The sequence below is a fragment of the Photobacterium lucens genome (assembly GCF_009873615.1).
In the GTDB taxonomy this organism is placed as follows: Bacteria; Pseudomonadota; Gammaproteobacteria; order Enterobacterales; family Vibrionaceae; genus Photobacterium; species Photobacterium lucens.
In genome coordinates this window covers 1-4,741 of the sequence record NZ_SSMG01000021.1, presented here as the reverse complement: position 1 = coordinate 4,741, position 4,741 = coordinate 1, and the positions used below count along the sequence as shown (strand labels likewise).

General features: G+C 42.6%; 3 protein-coding genes. All 3 read right to left on the bottom strand.

Features of this window, described 5'->3' with window-relative positions; genetic code table 11:
- Positions 1 to 326 precede the first annotated feature (326 nt).
- Complete coding sequence (gene pflA, locus E5A76_RS02295; RefSeq protein ID WP_053987112.1) at positions 327 to 1,067, bottom strand: pyruvate formate lyase 1-activating protein; 741 nt, start codon at positions 1,065 to 1,067, stop codon at positions 327 to 329.
- A gap of 310 nt (positions 1,068 to 1,377) precedes the next feature.
- Positions 1,378 to 3,651, bottom strand: a complete 2,274-nt coding sequence (gene pflB, locus E5A76_RS02290; protein ID WP_023931448.1) for a formate C-acetyltransferase — start codon at positions 3,649 to 3,651, stop codon at positions 1,378 to 1,380.
- 57 nt (positions 3,652 to 3,708) lie between these two features.
- A complete protein-coding gene (focA, locus tag E5A76_RS02285) occupies positions 3,709 to 4,575 on the bottom strand; it encodes a formate transporter FocA (protein ID WP_023931450.1) in 867 nt (288 codons plus the stop codon).
- Positions 4,576 to 4,741 lie beyond the last annotated feature (166 nt).

Below are 4,741 nucleotides of genomic sequence, written 5' to 3'. Positions count from 1 at the left end.
GGATAATTTGATTTATATCAAAAATAATTAAAACGGTTTTAAAGGAAGCTATCAATGAAAGAGCCAGTTACGACATTAAAGCACACCGCCCCAATTTCTTTTGGCATCATGCTGCTATTTGTTTCATTTTTATTGGTTGTGTTACCACTGTCTCGTTAATACAGGCTTTTTGCTTGCTATTTAACTGATATTAAAAAGAAAAGAGCGATATATTTATACTGTAAGTATGAGTGTATCGCTCTTTTTGTTTATCATTTCCGACGCAAATAAAAAGCGAGCATTTAGGCTCGCTTTTTTGATACCACTATATGGATATACCTGTAGGGTTAGTACATCACTTTTTTACCATAGCTAGAAAGGATCTCTTTGATCATTTCCATGGTTTCTTTCTTCGGCGGATTAACACCCTTTAGTGGGTAATCAAAGCCCATTGCTTCCCATTTGTGCTCACCTAGTTGGTGGTATGGTAGCAGCTCGACTTTCTCAATGTTGTCCATATCTTTAATGAACTCACCTAGTAGATGAGCAGAGCGTTCATCATCGGTGTAGCCCGGTACTACAACATAACGGATCCAAGTTTTCTGACCACGTTGGTGTAGGTAACGTGCGAAATCAAGTACACGTTTGTTTGGTACGCCAACAAGGTTTTGGTGAATACTGTCGTCCATTTGCTTAAGATCAAGCATTACCAGATCGGTCGCATCTAACACTTCGTCAACCACATCAGTGTGCTTACGAATGTAACCGTTAGTATCAAGACAGGTATGAATACCTTCAGCTTGTGCGGCACGGAAAAAGTCACGTACAAATTCAGGTTGAAGCATTGCCTCACCACCTGATGCAGTCACACCACCACCTGAAGAATTCATGAAGTGACGGTATGATTTCGCTTCATGCATTAGTTCATCAACAGTAGCTTCACGACCACCATGAGTATCCCATGTATCGCGGTTGTGACAGTACTGACAGCGCATTAAGCAGCCTTGTAGAAAAACAATAAAACGGATACCCGGTCCATCGACGGTTCCACAAGATTCAAATGAGTGAATACGACCTGTTGCTGACATTGCTTACTTTCTCCGCGTGCTGCGTTCTATTTAGTTGTTATTTTATTACAAACTACGGGTCTATTGTAGCGAAATATCAGGATGAAAATCAGGGATATTTGCCAATATTTATCGTGAATTTCTACATTTAACGGCAGTTTTACATTGTTATTTTATAGCCAGTAGTGAAAACGTTTAGTGGCAAATCAAAACGCCAAGAAGTGAAGAGAGGAAGGGGAATAACGTAAACATCAGATATAAAAAAACCGGCCATTAAGACCGGTTTTTATCAGAAAGCACGCTTTCTACATACTAAACTGTAAGCTCTAAATTATAGAGATGCAGTGAAAGTACGAGAGATAACGTCACGTTGCTGTTCTGGCGTTAGAGAGTTGAAACGCACTGCGTAACCCGATACACGGATAGTTAGCTGTGGGTATTTCTCTGGGTTCTTAACTGCGTCTTCTAGAGTTTCGCGGTTTAGAACGTTAACGTTTAGGTGTTGACCACCCTCGATACCAGCTTCGTGGTGGAAGTAACCATCCATTAGGCCAGCTAGGTTAGTTTCTTGAGTATCAAGATCTTTACCTAGTGCATTCGGTACGATAGAGAATGTGTAAGAAATACCATCTTTAGCGTGAGCAAATGGTAGTTTACCTACAGATGTTAGAGATGCTACAGCACCTTTCTCATCACGACCGTGCATTGGGTTAGCACCTGGTGCGAAAGGAGCACCTGCACGACGACCGTCTGGCGTGTTACCAGTCTTCTTACCGTACACAACGTTAGATGTGATAGTTAGGATAGACTGAGTTGGGATCGCATCACGGTACATCTTGTGAGTACGGATCTTGTTCATGAAGCGCTCAACTAGGTCACAAGCGATGTCATCTACGCGAGCATCGTTGTTACCAAATTTAGGGTAGTCGCCTTCGATTTCGAAGTCGATTGCAATACCGTCTTCATCACGGATTGGTTTAACTGTAGCGTATTTGATTGCTGATAGTGAGTCAGCTGCAACAGAAAGACCAGCGATACCACAAGCCATTGTACGCTTAACGTCACGGTCATGTAGAGCCATTAGCGATGCTTCGTAGCTGTACTTGTCGTGAGAGTAGTGGATTGCGTTTAGTGCAGTCACGTACTGAGTTGCTAACCAGTCCATGAAGTGATCTAGGCGATCCATCACGTCTGTGTAGTCAAGAACTTCAGCAGTTACTGGATCAGTCTTAGGACCAACTTGCATCTTAAGCTTCTCATCAACACCACCGTTGATTGCGTAAAGCATAGTCTTAGCAAGGTTAGCACGAGCACCGAAGAACTGCATTTGCTTACCAACAACCATTGGAGATACACAACATGCGATTGCGTAGTCGTCAGAGTTCATGTCTGGACGCATTAGGTCGTCGTTTTCGTACTGGATAGAAGAAGTATCGATAGATACCTTCGCACAGAACTTCTTGAAGCCTACAGGTAGTTGCTCAGACCAAAGAACAGTGATGTTTGGCTCTGGAGAAGGACCCATAGTGTATAGGCTGTTTAGGAAACGGAAGTTAGTACGTGTAACTAGTGTACGACCGTCAAGACCCATACCACCCATTGATTCTGTTGCCCAGATTGGGTCGCCAGAGAATAGCTCATCGTACTCAGGAGTACGTAGGAAACGAACCATACGTAGTTTCATTACGAAGTGGTCGATCATTTCTTGAGCTTGAGCTTCAGTGATCTTACCTGCAGCGATATCACGCTCAACGAAGATGTCTAGGAAAGTCGAAGTACGACCTAGAGACATTGCAGCACCGTTTTGAGACTTAACAGCAGCTAGGTAGCCGAAGTAAGTCCACTGGATTGCTTCTTGTGCAGTTGTTGCAGGACCAGAGATATCACAACCGTATTTAGCAGCCATCTCTTTGATTTGACCTAGAGCACGGTGCTGTTCGCAAATTTCTTCACGAAGTTGCATAGTCATCTGTAGATCTTCGCCTTTCTCAAAACGCTCTTGTAGAGAGTTGAATTGAGCTAGCTTGTCTTTCATTAGGTAATCAATACCGTATAGCGCTACGCGACGGTAGTCACCGATGATACGACCACGGCCGTAAGCATCTGGAAGACCAGTTAGAACGCCAGACTTACGACAGTTTAGGATATCTTTAGTGTAGATATCGAAAACGCCTTGGTTGTGAGTCTTACGAAGCTCTGAGTAGATTTTCTTGATAGTTGGGTCTAGTTCACGACCGTATACTTTACAAGAACCTTCGATCATACGGATACCACCGTTAGGGATCAAAGCACGCTTAAGAGGCGCGTCAGTTTGAAGACCTACGATAGTTTCAAGTTCTTTTTCGATGTAACCTGCATCGTGTGCAGTGATAGTAGATACAACGTCAGTATCGAAATCAACAGGTGCGTGAGTTGCGTTTTCCTGCTTGATACCTTCCATTACAGCGTCCCATAGTTTCGCTGTAGCTGGAGTTGCTTCTGTTTCTAGGAAAGAGCCGTCACCCTCGTAAGGAGTGTAGTTCTTTTGGATAAAGTCACGAACGTTTACTTCGTTCTGCCAATCACCAGCGGTGAAGCCTTCCCATGCAGTAAATTGCTCTGCCATTGTATACCTACCTATTACTATTCAGTAGAAAAAAATAAGTGTTATCGACGTTTGAACTTAGTGATGGCTATTGCCTTTAAGTTCAGGGCGACGATGAATAACCCAGTACGTTAGACCAACTAAGAAACCACCACCAATGATATTACCAATAGTGACTGGAATTAAGTTGTTCATAACAAAATGATTTACAGTTAAATCTGCGAACTGTGAAGGGTTAACACCCGTCATAGCCCAAAATTCTGGTGATGCAAAGTTGTGAATCACGATACCCATTGGGATCATAAACATGTTTGCAATACTGTGCTCAAAACCACACGCAACGAACATCGCAACAGGTAGCAGCATTACCATGATCTTGTCAGTTGCGCTACGACAAGAGAATGTCATCCAGGTCGCTAAACATACCATCAAGTTACATAGCATACCCAGTACAACTGCTTGACCGAATGTATGATGTAGTTTGTGCTGTGCGATTTTCATTGCCGTAATACCCCATTGGCCATTATCGCCAAGGTGTTGTTTTGCAATCCAAATACATACTACGAAGAATGATGCACCGATGAAGTTACCAATATAGACAACAACCCAGTTACGTAATAATTGACCAGTAGTAATACGATTACTTGCGCGAGCAACAGTGGTGAGAACAGAAGAGGTAAAAAGTTCGCCGCCGCAAATAACTACTAAGATTAAGCCAAGGCTAAACGCTAATGCGCCTACAAATTTTGCCATGCCCCAAGGCATAGAGCCCGCACCAGTCGTAACGGTTGTGTAGAACACGAATGCGATAGAGATAAATACACCAGCGGTGATCGCTAAGAAGAAAGATTGTAGCGGGTGCTTTGTTGCTTTGTATACACCAACTTCTTCTGCTTTATGTGCCATTGCTGGTGGCATCAATGAGTCGAAAGGATTGTTTTCCATTTTCTCAGGTGCTCTTTGTGTGAGTGAAAGTGAGATTAAATTCGCTGAGTTGATAATACCAAAACTGATAAAACACAAACTTGACCTAGATCATTGCGGTGAAAATTTATAACAAAATTCGTCAAATTATGACACAGTGAAAACTTTTAAGTTATTGAAAAGTAAG

Excerpts from the sequence above, each read along its gene's own strand:
- pflA (WP_053987112.1), bottom strand. The coding sequence starts at position 1,067 with ATGTCAGCAACAGGTCGTATTCACTCATTTGAATCTTGTGGAACCGTC.
- pflB (WP_023931448.1), bottom strand. The coding sequence starts at position 3,651 with ATGGCAGAGCAATTTACTGCATGGGAAGGCTTCACCGCTGGTGATTGG.
- focA (WP_023931450.1), bottom strand. The coding sequence starts at position 4,575 with ATGGAAAACAATCCTTTCGACTCATTGATGCCACCAGCAATGGCACAT.